Source organism: Glaciihabitans arcticus, from assembly GCF_004310685.1.
In the GTDB taxonomy this organism is placed as follows: Bacteria; Actinomycetota; Actinomycetes; order Actinomycetales; family Microbacteriaceae; genus Conyzicola; species Conyzicola arctica.
Genome location: NZ_SISG01000002.1, coordinates 1 through 16,276, shown reverse-complemented (window position 1 = coordinate 16,276; position 16,276 = coordinate 1). Strand labels below are relative to the sequence as shown.

Sequence of the window (16,276 nt, the reverse complement as noted above, 5' to 3'; positions counted from 1 at the left end):
ACACAGCCTGGAGTGCCACCGTGACCCGAGTACGTCTGATTCCCCTGCGCCGCGCGGTCCTGATCGCCGTGAGTGCGCTCGTCACGGCCGGCCTGCTGGTGACCGGGATGACGCCCGCCGCGCACGCCGCCGCAGGTGACGCCAGCCTCGAGGTGCGGGTCACCACGCACACCGGCACCCCCTTCATCTCCGGTGCCGTCACGGCGTTCCCGATCGGCAACGGATCCCGCTCGCTCACCCCCGCCGTCACGGCCACGCCCGTGGCCGGCAAGCCCGGCAGCTACCTGTTGGCGGGTCTCGACGGCGGCTCTCCCTACGCGATCGGCGTACAGGTGCGCCCCGCCTCGGCCACCGGTGCCGCAGCCGTGGTGCAGTACCTCGGTGGAGCGCTGCTTCCGGAAGCGGCACGCCCGGTCACGCCCGCCGTTGGAACCGGTCGGCTCGATTTCTCCCTCATGGCCGGCAGCCTCAGCGGCAAGGTGCTCACCAACAAGGGCAAGGGCCTCGCCGGGGTCGATGTGACCCTCTACAAAGCGACCTCTTCCCGTCTGGTGGTGGCCGAGACGGTCGTCTCCAGCAAGACCGGCGCCTACGCATTCACCTCCCTGGAGCCCGGGGACTACTCCGTGCGTTACGAGACGGCGCGCGGCGCCCGCGCCTGGATCGCGACGAATCAGGGCGGCACGCCCGCGCTGAACAGCTACTCGGTCGGCTCGCGGTATCCGGTGGCCTTCGGCAAGCCGGTTGTGCTGTCGCAGAAGCTCGCGCTCGGCGGAACCGTCACCGGACTGGTGCGCGGTTCTGGATCACCGCTTGCTGGCGCGAAGGTGCAGGCCTACCCCATCGTTGGAAAGCCGGGTGCGTGGACCAGCGTCTTCACCAATGCGGCGCTCGTCACCACGGCCAACTCGAAGGGGGCGTTCTCGCTCCCGGGGCTGGCGTCCGGCTACTACGCGCTGAGCATCCGCCCGAAGTCGAACCAGCCGTTCGCGGATCCCAACCCGGTGCCGAACATCAGCAACTACTCGACCCTCAAGTACGTGAAGGTCGTCGCGGGCAAGGTCACCCCGGCGCCCGCGGTGCAGACCACGGCGATCCCTAGCACGGCGACCGTCACCGGCAGCTTCACAGGCTCTCCGGCGACCACGGGTGGCACGGTCAGCTTCGGCATCGTGACCGACTTCGCGGCCACCGCACGCAGCACGCAGATCCAGGCCAACGGAACCTGGTCGATCAACCTCCCGGTCGGTCGGTACCAGGTGCGCCTGCGCCCGACCGATACCACCAGCAGCCAGAAGTACATCGCGACGCACACCACTTATACGGTCGCGGCCGCGACGCCGAACGCCCCGATGGTGCTGCCCATGACGGTCGACACCGGGCTTGCTTTCACCACGGCTCCGGTCATCGCCAATGCGAGCACCACGGCTGTCGGCACCAACCACTACGTCTCCGTGGCCGTCAACCACACGGCGGTCACCGCCGTGTCCCAGTGGTACCGCGACGGTATCCCGATCTTCGGTGCGAACGACGGCGCCTACGTTTCCCGCGGTTCCGATGTCGGCGCGGCGATCACATCCCGCATCACGGTCATCGATCTCGAGGCCGACGGATCACGCCTCACCGGCACCACGCCGCCCGTCATCGTCACCGCCGGTGCGGCCATCACCAACAACGCAGCGCCCACCCTCGGCCCGGTCGCCGCGAGCTACCTGCCCGGCACACGACTCGTGGTGAGCGAGGGCGGCTGGAATCAGTACCAGCTCAACTTCGTCAGCCAGTGGATGCGCGACGGAGTCGTCATCCCGGGAGCGACCTCGCGCTCGTACACTCTCGCTCCGGCCGACGCGGGGACCACCGTCTCGGTTCGCGTGAGCGCGCAGAAGCTCGGACACCCCTCAAGCGCGTTCATCCCGGCGGGAAGTGTGAACGTCGGCTTCCACGCCGCGCCCGTGCTGAAGAAGGCTCCCGCGATCGTCACCGTGACGAAGGGGTTGCCGGTCGGAGACAAGCGCTACACCGTGTCGACCGGAACCTGGGCGCCCGTGCCCGGCGTCAGCTACCAGTGGGTTGCCAACGGAACGCCGATCGACGGCGCGACGACCTCGAGCCTGCTGGTGCAGGCCGGCGACCACGCGGGCGAGACGATCGCCGTACGCGTGCAGGCCTCCGTTCCCGGCGGTGTGGTCGCGACGAGCACCGTGGTCGCCCGCGCGGGAACCGTCGCCCCGACCGGCACCGGAACCGCGGCGGTCACCCTCGCAGGAACCACCGTCACGGCCGCGCAGAACGTGCTGCTCGACAGCGTGCTCACCGCGTCGGCCGGTAGCTGGACGACGCTGGACACCGCGACAACCCCGACCTTTGCCCACGTCTGGCAGCGTCTGCTTCCCACCGGTGTGTGGACGGCGATCCCCGGAGCGACAAAGGCGAACTACACGGTCACCGCTGCCGACGTCGCCCGCCCGCTGCGGGTGCTCGTCACGGTCGTCGCACCCGGCTACCCGAGCGTGGCGCTCCCTCCGATCGTCGCCGGCATCGGCTCCGCCCGCCAGGACCTCCAGTCCGGCGCGCCGACCGTAGCCATCTCGAACATCCCGGCGCCCACGGTGCCGGTCGGCACAACGTCCATCACGTGGGGCGCGGCCGGCATCACCCAGAGCTACCAGTGGTTCAGCTGCACAACGCCGTGTGAGGCCTACCCGAACGGCTACACCGCCATCGCCAAGGCGACTGCGGCGAAGTTCGCACCGACCGCCGCCCTCGCAGGCAAACTCCTCGTCGTACGCGTGACCGCGAGCAAGCCCGGCTACACGGCGCGTGCGGTGGTCTCCGCTCCACGGCAAGTGAGCGCGGCGCGTGCGATCACCAGCACCGCCCCGCCGGCCTATGGCACGGGGGTCACGGCGGGCAGCGCGACGGTGCGGACCGCGGTCAGTGCGGTTGCCGGAGCATGGAACATCCCGGGCGTCGTTCGCAGCTACGTCTGGCAGAAGTGCTCGGCCGCCTGCACGGTCGCCGCCAACTGGACCCAGCTGGCCACCGGTGCGAAGTACGTTCCGGATGCCACTGCCTTCGGCACCGGCGGCAACAAGCTGCGCGTGGTCGAGGTGGCCACGAAGAAGGGCTACACGACGGCGCGTCAGGCATCCGCCGTGGAACTGACACTCATCCCCTCGGTCGAGTACCCGACCTCTAAGCCGACTTTCACCCGTGTCGGCAACGTGATCACCGTCTCTCCCGTCACCTTCGCCCCTGCGGTCGCAGGCAAGAAGGTGCATTACAGGTGGTACGTCGGCGGCAGCTGGGTCGACGTGGACCCGTCTCCGTACGACAACTTCGTGCGCAGCTTCACTGTTCTTCCCGCCCACGCGGGAAAGACCATCTCGGTGGACTTCTGGTATGACTCGGGCATCCCCGCCTACGGCGAGAGCGGCGGCCAGTTCGAGGAATACGCCGTGCGACTCACGCCAGGGCCTCAGACGCCCCCGACCTTCTCCGGAAGCCACGTCGGCGAATTCCTGCACATCACCCCGGCGATGTTCACGCTGGCGAACGGAGACGCGGTTCAGGTCTACGGCACCAAGTACCAGTGGCTCTCGAACAACGTGGCCATCAAGGGGCAGACCGGCTACGACTTCAAGCCCTCGATCGCATACCTCGGCAAGAAGATCTCGTTCCGCGCGACGGCGACCATCGCCGGCTACACCCCGTTCAGCGTGACCAGCGCGCAGACGCTCATCACCAAGGGAGTCGTCAACTCCGGATTCGTGAACCTCGCCGGCACCGGAACCGTGGGGTCGACCCTGACGGCGACGCCGACGGGTTTCCTCCCCGGACCGACGTTCACCTATACCTGGTACCGCAACATCGGCAATTCCGCGGTCGTCATCCCGAAGGCTGTCGGAAAGACCTACGTCATCACGGCGGCCGACCAGGACACCAGCATCACCGTGAAGGTCACCGCGACGCAAGCCGGGTTCGTCGACTACCCGACCACGTCGTACAGCATCTATGTACCGCAGCGGCAACTCACCGTAACCTCGACCCCCGCGGTCGGCGGAACCGGCGTCGCGGGCACCCCGCTGACCGTCAGCGCGCCCACCTTCGGCGCGCTGAAGCCGGTCGTGACCTACGTCTGGTACCGCGACGGAGTACCTGTCTGGAGCGCGCGCACGCCCACCTTCACCCCTCCGGCCGAGTTCGTCGGCGACACGGTGCACGTGCAGGTCAGCGCGATCCTGCCCGGTTACAGCGAGTGGGGCTGGTACCACTCCGGCTGGACGATCAGCCAGGGTGCGGCCCCGACCGCGGTCGGCGCCAACGCCCCGAAGGTCAGCGGTACGGCAGCGGGTTGCTCGGTGTTGTCGGCGACACCGGGCATCTGGACGGCTGACGGTTCGACCTACACCTACCAGTGGCATGCCTCGGTGGATGGCCCGATCCCCGGTGCCACAGCCAACCAGTTCGCCGTTCCGAGCGGTGCGTTCGCCGGGCAGCAGCTGTTCGTCGTCGTGAAGGCCACCCGGTCCGGACTCGCCGCCGGCACGGCCCAGAGCCTGCCGACGCAGCCCGTGCCCGCGTCGACCTGCTGACGTTGAATCGCTAATAACTGATAGCTTTTCGTCTAATAGCGCTCGTGTCCACGCGCCGTAACCCCGTCCCACCTGCATCAGGAGTCAACCCGTGAGCCGAGTGTCCGCGTCATCCCTGCGTCGCGTCGCGCTGCTCGTCCTCAGCTCGCTCGTCACGGCGGGTCTTCTGCTGACCGGCATCACGCCTGCGGCCCAGGCCGCCCCTGGCGATGCAACCCTGACCGTGCGGGTCACCACTCACACCGGGGCGCCTTTTGCGGCCGCGGCCGTCACGGCCCAGTCGCTGGCCACCGGTACTGCCGTCGGCGACCCGGTGATCATCGGCACGCCGGTGGCCGGAACTCCCGGCAGCTACCAGTTCGCCGGCCTCGACGGTGGCTCCCGTTACACGATCGGCGTGCGCACCCGCGTCGCCAACGCTGGCGGAACGCCTGCCGTGCAGTACTACGGGGGAGCCGCCACCGCCGAGGCGGGCCGCCCCGTCCCCGTTGCCTCCGGTGCGAACACTCTCGACTTCTCCCTGTTCGCCGGTGCGCTCAGCGGCACGGTCCTCACCTCCGCGGGCAAGGCCCTCGCGGGCGTCGATGTCACCCTCTACAAGGTGCTGGGCACCAGCTACACGGCTGTCGATTCCGCTGTCTCGAGCGCGAAGGGCGCCTACGCCTTCGGCTACCTCGAGCCGGGCATCTACACCGTGCGCTACGCGACCGCTCGCGCCGCCCGCACCTGGGTCGCGGCGAACGCGGGTGGTGGCCCGGTGCTGAGCGACACGGCCTACGGCACGCACTACACGGTCAACTACGGCAAGCCGGTGGTGTTGTCGCAACGCCTCGTCGCCGGCGGCACCATCACGGGAGTCGTGCGCGGCTCCGGTCTGCCGCTCGCCGGCGCCACGGTGCGAGCCGCCTCGCTCACCGGCACCCCCGGTGCCTTCACGGGCGGCGCCGTCTATACGGCGCACACCGCGACGGCGAACGCGGCGGGCGCCTTCTCGATCAGCGGCCTCCCGGCGGGCTACTACGCGCTCAGCATTCAGGCCACCGGCGACCAGGACTTCGCCGACCCACTCGTGGCGATCCAAACGGCGGCCTCGGTGCGGGTCGTCGCCGGGAAGATCGTCTCGGCGCCTGCGGCGATGACCACGGCTACTCCGGGAACCATCATCCTCAGCGGCTCGATCACCGGAGCGCCCGCGACCGCCGGCGGAACCGTGACGGTCGGCAAGTCCAGCGACTTCGATCGCACTGCTCGCACGATCGACATCCAGCCGAACGGCAGCTACTCGATAGCCGTCGCGCCCGGCCAGTACCAGGTGCGCATTCGGCCGGTCAACACGGCCAATCCGGCCCAGGCCATCGTGCCCGTCTACCGCACCAAATCGGTCAACGCGCTCCCCGCGGCGACTGGACCGGTGACGTCGAACTGGGATCTGGACCCCGGGCTCACCTTCGCGACGGGACCGATCATCAGCAATGCTGCGACCACCGTCGTGGGAACGCTCCACCAGATGGCCGCGACTACGCTGCGCTCGACCACCTCGACCATCAGCGTGCAGTGGTACCGCGATGGCATGCCCATCTTCGGCGCGACCGCCACCTCGTTCGCCTCGCGCGGCAGTGATGTCGGTGCGGCTCTCACGGCGCGGGTCGCCCTCACCGACACCGTCGATGGCCTCGGTCGCGTGGTCGGTGTAACGGCGCCGCTCGTCGTGACGGCCGGACCGGTGCTGAGCGCCGTCGCCCCGGCGAGCATCGCGTCGGGCACGTACCTGCCGGGCATGAAGATCGTCGCGAAGCCGCAGACTTTCCTGCAGACCGCCCTGACCTACAGCTACCAGTGGACCCGGGATGGCGTCTTCATCCCCGGCGCGACCAGCGTCGCCTACACGTTGACGCCTGCCGACGGCGGCACGCAGATCGCCGCGCGAGTGCGAGGCAGCAAGGCGGGCTTCACCACTTCTTCGGTCAGCATCGCCGGTCCGGTCACGGTGGGCAGGTTCGCCGCGCCCGTGCTCAAGAAAGCTCCGTCCCTCACCGCGACGACCATCGGGCAGCCTGCCGGTCAGATCCGTTACACGGTCAGATCGGGGACATGGTCGCCCGTGCCGGGGTTCGGCTACCAGTGGTTCGCCGACGGCGTGGAGATCCCGGGTGCCACCTATGCGAGCTTCGTCTACGTTCCCGATCTGTACAGCGGCAGGTCTCTCACCGTGCGCGTGCAGACGGTGAAGCTCGGCCACACCGCCGCGTCCAGCACTCTCGTGGCGCGTCGGGGGAGCGCCGTGCCGACCGGCAGCGGCACTCCTGCCGTCACTCAGGGTGCCGCCTCCGTCACGGCCGGCCAGGCCGTGCCCGTCGCCACCGTGCTCACCGCCGTGCCCGGGACTTGGACGACGCCCGACGCGACGGCTCTGCCCACCTTCTCCTTCGTCTGGCAAAGACAGCTCGCCACCGGCGTCTGGTCCACCATCCCCGGAGCGACCTCCGCCACCTACAGCGTCGCCGTCGCGGACGTCGGCCGACCGTTGCAAGTGCGCGTCACGGTCGTCTCGCCGCGATACTCGAACGTGGCGCTCCAGCCCATCCCGGCCGGCGTCGGCCTGCTGCGGCAGGATCTCGCAACCGCGGCGGCAACGGTGACAATCGGCGGCGCGGGCGCCCCGACTCTTGCCGTGACAGCGACGGGCATCACCTGGCCGGTGACCGCAGTCACCCAGACCTACGCGTGGTTCAGCTGCGCGACCTCGTGCGTGAGCTACCCCGCGGGCTACACGGCCATCGCCAAGGCCACCACGGCGAGCTACGTTCCGCCTGCAGCACTCGGATCGAAGTCACTCGTCGTGCGTGTCGTCGCGTCAAAGGCGGGCTTCGCACCGCGCACCATCGTCTCGGAGCCGCGAGTGCTCGATGCCGCCAACCTCATCGGCAACACCGCCGCCCCGGGCTACGCCAAGGGTCTCGTCTCCGGCAGCGCGAAGGTCGGAATCGCGCTCACCTCGTCCGCCGCCGGCTGGAAGATCCCGGGCGTAACTCGCAGCTACATCTGGCAGAAGTGCGCGGCGGCGTGCGCGACCGAGGCGAACTGGGCGCAGCTCGCCACCGGTGCAAGCTATGTTCCGGATGCCACGGCTTTCGGCACCGGCGGCAACCTGCTGCGCGTGGTCGAGATCGCCGCGAAAAAGGGCTACACGACGGCGCGCGCGGCTGCCACCGTGCAGCTCTCGATCACGCCCTCGGTCGAATACCCGACCTCGACTCCGACAATCACACGGGTGGGCAACGTACTCACCGTGAGTCCCGTCACCTGGGGCCCGGGATGGACAGCGGCCGCAGCCGACGACGTGAAGTATGCGTGGCACGTCGGCGATGGCTGGGCTCCTCCCTACGAGGACTCGCGCACGTACACGATCAAGCCGGAGGATTCGGGCAAGCCGATCTGGGTGCAGATCTCTTACGACTCCGGCGCCCCGGCCTACGGCGGCCTCGCAGGCATCATCCGACCTGTCGCGATTCGGGGAACGGCGCCCAGCGCACAGCCCGCGTTCACCTTCGATGGCACGCGCGTCGGTGACTACCTGTATTTCAGCGACCCGAGTTTCGCGCTGCCCGCCTGGGGCGGGGAGGCCTACACCCGCTCGTACCAGTGGCTCTCGAACGGGGCGCCGATCCCCGGCCAGACCGATCACAATTACCTCGCGACGGCCGACCAGCTCGGCAAGACGATCAGCCTGCGTGCCACGCTCACGACTGATCGCTACAACCCGGTCGTGAACACGAGTGCGGGTGTTGTGCTTCAGCCGGGCGACACCCACTACGGCTCGGTCTCCCTGAGCGGCAACAGTTACGTCGGCTCCGTGATCACTGCGACGCCGTACTTCCCGGCGGGGCACACCTTCCGATACCAGTGGATCCGGGATGACAACGGCGTGCTGACCGACATTCCGAAAGCGACAGCGAAGACCTATACGCTCGTTGCGGCCGACCTGGACGCGTCGATCCGGGTGCGCGTCACCGCTCAGCGCCCCGGCTTCACGGGTCGGACCGAGGAATCGGGCAATATCTATGTGGGCATCCGCTACTTCCAGCAGACCGTGCCCGCCGAGCTGGTCGGTTCCGGTGTGGCGGGCGCTCCGCTCAGCGTCATCCCGCCCGTGTTCGCCGGGGTCAAGCCCGCCTACACATACCTCTGGACGCGCAATGGCGTGGTGATCCCTGGCGCGACGGCCGCAACGTTCACGCCGCCGGCCGCCTACTCCGGTGACGCCATCGTCGCCAAGGTCACGGCTCGCCTCGCCGGCTGGAATCCGGTCACCGCCTCGACGGACGCCCGCACGATCACGCCCGGTGCCGCGCCCACCGCACTCGGGGTGAACGCCCCGAAGGTCACCGGAGTGGCGAAGGGCTGCTCGACGCTCACGGCGACTCGTGGCGTCTGGACGGCCGACGGTGCCGGCTACGCCTACCAGTGGCACGCGTCTCTGGATGGCCCGATCCCCGGTGCCACGCTGAGCCAGTTCACCATTCCGACCGGCGCCTACATCGGGCAGAAGCTGTTCGTCGTTGTGACGGCCACCCGCACCGGACTGGCCGTCGGAACGGCCCAGAGCCTGCCAACCGCGGCCGTGCTCGATACGGGCTGCTGACGTCCAACGTCATCCCGGCCCGCGTATGGGGGTGAAAATTCGCCCCATTCTCGGCCCCGGGCGCAAAACACCGCAAAACCCGTATCGGGTTGGGGGTTTTACCCTGAGTACCCCCGACCGGCCCCACCCCAGAATCATTCCTGTCGTCTATTAACCCTTGGCACAGGAGCATCGTGAACCAGCTTTCAGAACTGCGTGAATCCGCACTCGCGCGTCTACGCAAGATCGCGACGGGTGGCATCGTCGCCCTCGTCCTCGGAGGCCTGCTGGCCACCGGCATGACCGTGGGGGCTTCGGCTGTCGAAGGCGAGGGCGCCGAGCTCTCGCTTCACGTGACCGCTGGCGGCGAAGGCGTGGCGAACGCTCGTGTCGACGTTCTTCGAGCCCAGGGCGGCTCCTACGTGTACTCCACCAGTGGCTACACGAATGCGTCGGGCCACGTCGAACTCACTGACACCTACAACCTTCAGGCCGGGGTCAAGTACGCCATCAGCATCGACAACGGTGACGTGTCTTCGGCGTCCTACGCCGGCGGATACCTCAAGGGCCGCTCGGGCGAAGTCATCGACGACTTCGATTCCGCCTTTGCAACGGTGCTGAACGAGGGAAGCAACGACCTCTTGGCAGACCTGAGCGCGGGTGCGACAGTGGCTGGTGACATCGTCGGTGCCGACGACCTCCCCTTCGACGGCGCTTCGCGCGTCACCGCCTACCGCAAGCAGCTGAACCTCACAACGGGCGTGCAGGAGTGGAAGTACGAGCGCGACATCTCGTTCGACGACCAGTCGATCTCGAACTACGCCATCGGCGGCCTGCGTGCCGGCGACTATGCCGTCTCCTTCTCGCAGTACTCGCAGCCGGACTGGGCAACGAACGTCTACGGCGACGGCTACATCTCGGCGGCGGCGGGTCCCACGACCGCGGTGAACCGCAACATCGCGGCTGTCGTGAACGGACGCTTCGTATTGGGCCAGACCATCACCGGCGATATCGACGTCCCGGCCGACTTCGCGGGCGCCGACCTCTCGAACGTCAGCCTCTTCGTCTTCCCGGCGAACCCCGACGGATCGTACGATCCCACCAACACCGAGAACATCAATGGCGGTGTCTCCGCCGACGGAGACTTCGAGACCATCACTCTCGTGCCCGGCAACTACCGCATCTACTTCGACTCCAACATCGAGGGCCTGAGCGGCGAGTGGTACAACAACGCGCCGAGCGGCGCCACCGCGCAGGCCATCGCCTCAGGCACCGACATCGGCAAGGTCGAACTGGGCACCGGCTTCGAACTCACGGTCACCGCCAAGTTCGGCACGGAGCTCGTCGAGGGCGCCCGGGTTGTCGCCCAGGGAACCGGTCTCAACAACCTGGGCTATAGCGCCCCTGTCTACACCGATGAGGATGGCGTCGCCGTCATCCCGAACCTCGAGGCAGATGCCTACGAGATCATCGTCACGGCCGAAGAAGGCGACTACAACCTCTACTACGCCACGGTCAACGGCGCGGGAAGCACCACACCGAGCCTCGTCTCCGGCGTCGACTCCGACGTCAGCGCGGGCGTGCTCTTCCCCGCTCCGGCATACACGACAGTCACGCTCCTCGACCCGGCCAACAAGCCGGTCGCGGGCGTCTATGTGAACGCGGTCGCAGTGACCGACGGCGGGCGTAACTACAATGTCGACTCGGACATCTACAGCTACGGCATCACCAACAAGGCCGGCGTCGCCACCTTCGAGGTCCAGCCCGATACCGAATACACGCTGAACACCTACGGAAACGGCACCACGCTCTACGCCCAGTACCTCGGTGGCGCCCCGCTCACCAATGAGAACCTCATCAACGCGGAGACCTTCAACTCGAGCGAGGTGCAGAAGGTCACGTTCGGCCTTCTCGCCGCCGGAAAGATCACGGGTGTCGTCAAGTCGACCGCCAAGAAGCCGATCGCCGGCGTCGAGGTCGAGGTCTTCGAGTTCGATGGCGTCTCCTGGAACAGCACCGGATACGGTTTCACCGGCAAGACAGGCGTCTACACCGTTCCGGTCAAGCCGGGCAGCTACAAGGTCGCATTCTCGACGCAGCGCTCGCCCAGCGGCGCGTTCGTCGGCGACTACACCTCCGACGAACTGGACCTCAACGCTCTCCCCACCGTTTACGTGGGCCGCAGCGGAGTCGCCTCCGTCAACAAGACCCTGGCACCGGGCGGCACGCTGACCGGAACCATCACCGGACCCATCGTGGGCGACCTGTACGTCACCCCTGTCAGGATCGTCGGTGACCAGCGCATCCCGATGCCTCGCAATCTCGCCTACACGAGCACGAAGGGCGTTTTCAGCATCGGCGGATTGCCGAGTGGCACCTACGCGCTCAGCTACCACGCTGACAACTTCGGCGACACCTACAGTGCAGCGAGCACCGGCCCCCGGTACACCGTCACGGCGGGCAAGATCACCAAGATCGCTGCGAAGGTAACTCTTCCCAGCTCCACCGTCGCGAGGACAGCGACCGTGTCGGGCCAGCTGGCTCCTGCAGTCGCGGTCAACAACTCCAGCTGGATCGACTTCACCAGCGAGGACGGCGTGCAGTTCGCCTCGGCCCAGATCACGGGCAACGGCGCGTACTCGATCGACCTCATCCCGGGCGACTACACCTACTCGACCTACATCAAGAGCTCGAGCGGTACCGTCTACCGCTCCGTCACCGGCTACATCGAGGCCGTCGTCGGACAGAACACGCTCGACATCGAGGCTGAGGTCAGCGCACCGCTGACCTTCGGCTCCGCACCGACGATCAACACCGCGTACGGACTGACCCCGGGCTCCCCGCTCATCGCGGACGCCGAGTGGGACCAGAACCGTGCAACCGCCTCGTACCAGTGGCTGCGCGACGGCATCCCGATCTTCGGTGGCCAGCGCGACTACTACTACGTCCAGGGCGGTGACGTCGGATCGGACATCTCGGTTCGCGTGACCATCAGCAACGGCCAGTACAACGGCTCGGAGGACTTCCAGTCGACCAGCGTCATCACGGAAGCAGTGACTCCCGTCACGGGCTCGTCGATCGCGCTCGGCTCCCTCCCACTCACCGCCACGCGCACCAGCCCTGGCGGAGTGGTCACCGTCGCACCGGGTTACCTGCCTGGAGGATGGAACACCACCATCACCTGGCTTCGTAACGGCGATGCGATCACGGGTCTGCCGGCATCGAGCTACACGCTCGTGAACGCAGACGTCGACCAGGAGATCTCGGCAATGGTCACGGCGACACGCCTCGGACGCACCGACGCGACGCCCACCGAAACCTCCTCGATCACCGGAACCCTCGGAGTGGCCGCGACCAGCGTCAAGAAGCCGACCGTCGCCGTCGTCACCAAGGGTGTCGCCGCGGGCGGAACCAAGTACACGGTCACGCCGGGTACCTGGTCGGTTGCGGGAACCACGCCCGTCTACCAGTGGTTCTTCGACAACGGTTACAGCAACGAGGAAGCGCCCTATGCGACCGGCAGCTCGGTCGTCATCCCGGCAGACATTTCGAAGGCGCTCGCGCTGACCGTGCGGGTGTCCGCCATCAAGGCAGGCATCGCCCCGTCGGCACCGATCGTTGTGCTGGCCCGCAAGGGAACGGCGTACGCCGAGGGCGGCACCCCCGCCCTCGTCGTTGCCGACAGCGACGAGCCGCTGCTCGGATCGGTCACCGTCGGCCAGCGCCTCGCCGTCGACTCGAACCTGTCGGTTCCGTTCGGCAACGTCATCCCGACCTACATCTGGCAGCGCCAGACGGGGGCGAAGTGGGCGCCGATCGCCAAGGCCACCGCGGCCAGCTACGTCGTCACTGCGGCGGATGCGGGCAAGAACCTCCGCGTTGTCGTCACGGCCAGCTCGCCGTACTACGCCTCGAAGGTCTACACCACGGCGCAGGTCGCTGCGGTGCTCGACCAGCGCCTGCTCGAGGAGCGCGCCGGATCGGTGTTCATCGAGGGATCGGCGGCCGTGTCATCCACCGTCACAGCGACATTCGAATCGGAGTCGCCCTTCGCGATCACCGGTGCGGCAGTCGCCTACCAGTGGGGCACCGTGACCGGTGAGGTCTTCACCCCGATCGCCAAGGCGACCGCGGCGAAGTTCGTGGTTCCGGCAACGCTGAACGGCAAGGAGCTGACGGTTCGCGTCACTGCCACCAAGGCAGGATTCGCCCCCAGCGTCGTCCGCGCCCCCAGCAAGACGGTCAACAAGGTCATCACGGTTCTCTCCGGTGTGACGTACACGGGCCAGCTGGACGGAGCGATCCGCGTCGGCGGCAAGCTCACCGTCAAGCCCGCAACGACCGACGTCACGGGAACGCTTCGCACCTACCAGTGGCAGAGGCGCGACGGCGAGAGCTACTCGGACATCCCCGGAGCCACGGCCACGACCTACGTTCCGACGCTTGCTGACCTCGATCTCGACATCCGCGTGGTCGAGACGATCTCCAAGGCCGGCAGTGAGACAGTCATCACCAGGGTCGGCGACGAGGTCAACGGATCCGGCTGGGGCGACAACATCTGGTCCGTGGACCTCGGCTACACGACCGTCAAGGTCGCCCCGAAGATCACGACCACGGCGGCCGCCTACACGGTGGTTCCCGGATCGGCCCTGCCGGCTGCGGGTGACTTCAGCTACCAGTGGTACGTCGCGGGCAACCTCGTCACGGCAGAGGATGGAGACATCTACGACTCGCCGACACTGGCGCGGGGTGCGACGAACCTCGGCAAGGTCATCGAGGTGCGTGTCAGTTACGTACTCGAGGGTTACAAGACCAGGTCGATCAGCCTGATCGCACAGAAGGTAACGGCTCCGGCCCTTGCGTTCACGATCTCCGACCCGCAGGTGGGCGCAGTGTCCTCCTTCGTTCCCGCTCCGGGTGAGTTGCCTGATGGAGCTACCATCGACGCACCCAAGTACCAGTGGTACGCGGGAGCGGTCGCGATCAAGGGTGCGACCAGCCCCTTCTACACGCCCATCGCAGCCCAGGTGAAGAAGCCCATCAGCCTCAAGGTGACGGTCTCCTCCACGGCATTCGCCACGAAGGTGTACTCGTCGCCCGCGAAGGTCGTCGCCCTTGGTGCTGTTGCCGACAACGGCGTCTACGTGAACAACTTCTTCTTCGAGCCAGTCGGCGCCGTGCTGACCAGTCGCGTGGAGGAGGTTCGCCCCGGCTTCGCCGTCGGATACCAGTGGTACCGCGCGGTCGGTGAGGGCGCGTCCGTTGCGATCCCGAAGGCCACCAAGGCGGCGTACACGACGTTGCTGACCGACGTCGACTCACGCATCGAGCTGCGGGTGACCTACAGTCGCGCCGGACACGCCTCGGCAACGTACTCGGCCGGCCAGATCTGGATCGTCGGACGTGACGAGATCAGCGCGACCGCCGCACCGAGCATCGCAGGAAGTGGCGCAGTGGGCGTTCCTCTCACGGCGACTCCCGGAACGTGGACGCTCTCCCCGACCCTGAGCTACCAGTGGTACCGCAACGATGTCGCCATCCCGGGTGCCACGACGGCAAAGTACACGCCGCTCAGTGACCACATCGGCGACAGCCTGACGGTGGAGGTCACCGCCAAGCGCGTCGGCTTCTACTCCCGCGCGGAGTTCGCCAGCGAGGTCAAGGTCATCGCGGGAGCGGCGCCCACGACCACCGCCGCTCTCGGCGGCAAGATCACCGGTCTCGCCAAGGAGTGCTCGCCCCTGGTGGCTACCACCGGTGTGTGGAACCTGGACGGGCTGAAGTTCAGCTACAACTGGCAGGGCTCGCTTGGCAACTCGGGAGAATGGCAGAACGTCGGCGGCGAGACGAACACCTTCACGCCTGACGGCCTGCAGGCCGGCTACAAGTTCCGTGCCGTGATCTTCGCGGAGCGCTCGGGTTACACGGCCGGAACGTTCACCACGGCACCGTCAGCAGTCGTCGCCGAGACGGTCGGCTGTGCCGGGGTCTCCGCGGGTTAGAAGCACCTAGCGGGACGGGACGGGGCGGTCGACGAGAGTCGGCCGCCCTTTCTTTTCCGCCTGTGGAAAACGCGCTCGAACATGTGTTCGAAGGTTCAGTATTGAGGTATGAATCTTCCCGACCCGTATGGCGCAGCACTCTCTGCGCTTGACGCTGCGCCCACGGTGTTTTCTGCGGTGTCGGATGACGTGCTACTCGCCCTCGGCAAGCGTGTTGCCCTCGTGCAGCGCGCTGCCGCCACGCACGCGGCCCTGATCGCCGGTGAGGTTGCGCGCCGGTCGGCTCCCGCTCTCGGGTCTTCGGGGTTGGCACAGCGAACCGGGCACCGCACCCCCGAGGAGCTGGTGCGGGTCACGACCGGGTCGACGAAACGGGATGCGCGGACGGCCGTTGCCATCGGATCACTTGCTTCGTCGCCCGATATCGAGCCGTGGCTTGCGCCCGTCGCAGCTGCTCTGACCGAGGGCACGCTGTCGGTTGAGGCGGCGGCTGCGATTCGTACCGGGCTGGGCGTTCCCACCACCGATATCACCGCCGCGGTGCTTGCCGAGGCGTCTGCCGGGCTGTGCGAGGTCGCCCCGTCCCTGGATGCCGACCGGTTGCAGCGTCTCGCCCGGGATGCGCGGGATGCCCTCGATGAGGACGGCATCGCCGACCGGGAGGCTGCCGCCCACGCGCGGAGGTCGTTGACGTTCTGGCGCACCCCCGATGGCGGTGCACACCTGCGCTGGGTCATGGATCCCGAGACCGCAGCAGCGGTCGGGGACCTCTTCGACCGGGCCACCTCCCCCCGGCGTGGGGGACCCCGGTTCGTGAACCCGACCGACGCGACCCTGGCCGAGGCGATCACCGCGGACACCCGCACAACGGAGCAGCTGGCCTCAGACACCTTCGCCCACCTCCTCACCGCCGGCGCCGACACCGACTCCACCCAGCTACTCGGCACGGGTGGACCGGTGGTGAAGATTCTCGTGGCCGCTGAGTCGCTCGACACCCGCACCGGTCACGCCCGGATCGAGGGCTCACCGACGCCGGTGTCCGTGCAGACGGCGGAACG

At 67.7% G+C, this 16,276-nt stretch carries 4 protein-coding genes; all 4 read left to right on the top strand.

The features are described 5' to 3' along the window. Window positions 1-20: 20 nt before the first annotated feature. Window positions 21-4,595 carry an SdrD B-like domain-containing protein gene (locus EYE40_RS14285; RefSeq protein ID WP_130982949.1) on the top strand — a complete coding sequence of 1,525 codons (4,575 nt, stop codon included), beginning with the start codon at window positions 21-23 and terminating at the stop codon, window positions 4,593-4,595. A gap of 91 nt (window positions 4,596-4,686) precedes the next feature. Beyond that, the gene (locus EYE40_RS14280) at window positions 4,687-9,237 is read left to right on the top strand and encodes a carboxypeptidase regulatory-like domain-containing protein (RefSeq protein WP_130982948.1); all 4,551 of its coding nucleotides are present in this window, start codon (window positions 4,687-4,689) and stop codon (window positions 9,235-9,237) included. A 173-nt stretch (window positions 9,238-9,410) separates the two neighbouring features. Continuing rightward, window positions 9,411-15,218, top strand: a complete 5,808-nt coding sequence (locus EYE40_RS14275; protein WP_130982947.1) for a hypothetical protein — start codon at window positions 9,411-9,413, stop codon at window positions 15,216-15,218. A 108-nt stretch (window positions 15,219-15,326) separates the two neighbouring features. After that, window positions 15,327-16,276 (top strand): DUF222 domain-containing protein (locus EYE40_RS14270; RefSeq protein ID WP_130982946.1); only part of this gene is annotated, 950 nt, incomplete at its 3' end.